The organism is Streptococcus sp. GMD4S, from assembly GCF_000296955.1.
This window is the reverse complement of the sequence record NZ_AJRE01000471.1, coordinates 1-2,862: the sequence shown is the minus strand read 5'-3', so window position 1 is coordinate 2,862 and position 2,862 is coordinate 1. Positions and strand designations below refer to the sequence as shown.

The following is a 2,862-nucleotide window of genomic DNA, read 5'->3' as shown; positions in this document are numbered from 1 at the left end:
GAATATGAAAAGAATCCAAACTACTGGGATAAGGACAATGTCAAGATTGACAATATTAAACTAACTTTCTACGATGGATCAGACCAAGAATCTTTGATTCGTAGCTTTACACAAGGTGCTTATACAACAGCCCGTCTCTTCCCAACAAGCTCAAACTTTGAGTCAACTAAACAAGAGTACGGCGATAAGATTGTCTACAGTCCACAAGAAGCGACTAGCTACTACCTCACTGTTAACGTAAACCGCCAATCTTATAATAAAACAGCTAAAACAGACGAAGCTCAAAAAACATCAACGAAAGAAGCTCTTCTCAACAAGAACTTCCGTCAGGCGCTGAACTTTGCCCTTGATCGTCATTCTTATACTGCTCAGTTGAATGGTGAAGAAGGTGCGAACAAGATTATCCGTAACAGCCTAGTGCCACATGACTACGTTCAAGTGGGTGAAAAAACCTTTGGAGAGTTGGCTCAGGCAGAGCTCGTTTCATATGGAGACCAGTGGAAAGATGTAGCCCTTACAGATGGCAAGGATACGATTTACAGTCCTGAAAAAGCTAAGGCAGCCTTTGCTAAAGCCAAGGAAGAATTGCAAGCCAAGGGGGTTACCTTCCCAATCCATTTGGATATCCCCGTTGAACAAACAGATGTAATCGCGGTTCAACAAACCAACTCACTCAAGCAGTCTATCGAATCATCACTTGGTACTGAAAATGTCATTGTTGATGTCCTTCAAATGACCGATAATGAGAAAATAAGCATTACGTCTCAAGCCAAGGTTCCATCTCAAAAAGACTATGACTTGAACGGAACTGGTTGGGGGCCAGACTATCAAGACCCAGCTACCTACCTCAACATCCTTGATGCCAAGAAGGGTTCTGCCCTTAAACACTTGGGGATCACTCGCGGAAAAGATCCAGAAGTGATGGCTCAAGTTGGACTTGATGAGTACAAAAAGCTCTTGGATGATGCTGCAGCTGAAACCAGCGACCTTAACAAGCGTTATGAAAAATATGCTAAAGCTCAAGCTTGGGTGTCTGATAGCTCACTCTTGATTCCAGTTGCTTCTTCAGGTGGTTCTCCAACGGTTAGCCGTACTGTACCATTCACAAAAGCTTATTCTCAAGTCGGGATCAAGGGAGACCCATTTGTGTTCAAAGGTTTGGAGTTGCAAAATGACGTTGTGACTGCAAAAGAATACGAAGAAGCCTTCAAGAAATGGCAACAAGAAAAAATCGAAACAAATGCCAAATACCAAAAAGAACTTGAAAAACACGTCAAGTAATCTATAAATAGAAAAGGAAGTTGCAGGAAACTGTGCTTCCTTTTTTTGTTTTGAGACACCAGTTGTCATAAAAGTAGTAACTTTACATTTTTGAATAAATTTGATAAAATATGGTTATGTTATAAAAAGTGACATAAAGGAGTGAGTGATGATCAAAATGAAAAAAAGACTGATTGGGACAGGTCTTGTCTTAGCGACAGGGATTTTGCTCTCTGCATGTGGACAGTCCAATACAGATACTAGCACTTATTCATCAACATTTAGTGCGAATCCAACAACTTTTAACTATCTCCTAGATTATTATGCAGATAACACTGCCGTTATTACCAATCTTGTAGATGGTTTGCTAGAAAATGACAGCTACGGGAACCTCGTGCCTGCTCTTGCGGAGGATTGGTCTGTTTCATCAGATGGTTTGATCTATACCTACAAGCTTAGAAAAGATGCCAAGTGGTATACAGCTGACGGTGAGGAGTATGCTTCAGTCAAAGCTCAGGATTTTGTCACTGGGATCAAATATGCCGCGGACAACAAGGGGCAAGCCATGGATCTGATTCAAAATTCAATCAAGGGATTGAATGACTATGTGACGGGTGTGACCAATGACTTTTCAACTGTTGGTGTCAAAGCCTTGGATGATTACACAGTCGAGTACACTTTGACTCGACCAGAACCGTACTGGAATTCAAAGACAACCAATAGTATTCTTTTCCCAGTCAACGAAGAGTTCTTGAAATCAAAGGATAAAGATTTTGGTACCTTGACACCAGACAGTATCCTTTATAACGGCCCCTATCTGTTAAAAGATTTCACATCAAAATCTTCGATTGAATATGTGAAGAATCCACACTATTATGACCATGATAAAGTAACCATTGAAAAAGTTAAGTTAGCTTACTTTGATGGGTCAGATCAGGAGATGACCATTCGAAACTTTGAAAGTGGTGCTTACTCGATTGCAGGAGTCTATCCAAATAGTTCGAACTATGCTAAGACAAAAGAAAAATACCAAGACAATATCGTCTATAGTTTACAAGACAAGACATCTTGGTACTTTAACTTTAACGTCAACCGTAAAACCTATAATCATACCGCTAAAACAACGGATGAACAAAAGAAATCAGCTCAAACAGCTATCTTAAATAAAAATTTCCGTCAAGCTATCAACTTTGGTATTGATCGAACAGCCTACTCTGCTCAATCTAACGGTGAAGAAGCAGCGAGCAAAACCCTTCGTAATACTCTAGTTCCTCCAACATTTGTCCAGGTGGGAGATAAGACCTTTGGAGAAGTAACAGCTTCTAAGCTTGTGAACTACGGAACTGAGTGGTCAGGTATCAATTTGGCAGATGCTCAAGATGCCTACTTTAACAAGGAAAAGGCCCAAGCAAGATTTGCGGAAGCTAAAAAGGAATTGGAAGCCCAAGGCGTGACTTTCCCAATCCATTTGGATGTCCCTGTTGATCAGACGAATAAAAATGCGGTTTCTGGTATGAACTCGGTTAAACAAACCCTTGAAACAGTACTAGGTTCTGACAATATCGTCATTGATGTTCAACAGCTTTCTACAGATGACTTTGG

The 2,862-nt window shown here is 40.5% G+C and carries 2 protein-coding genes; both read left to right on the top strand.

What is annotated here, in order from left to right:
• Positions 1-1,281: ABC transporter substrate-binding protein (locus tag GMD4S_RS12660; protein WP_000375075.1), on the top strand; the 1,281-nt coding region annotated here is incomplete at its 5' end.
• 148 nt (positions 1,282-1,429) lie between these two features.
• Positions 1,430-2,862, top strand: a 1,433-nt coding sequence (locus GMD4S_RS11710) for a peptide ABC transporter substrate-binding protein (protein ID WP_000594270.1), incomplete at its 3' end; no start/stop codon positions are given.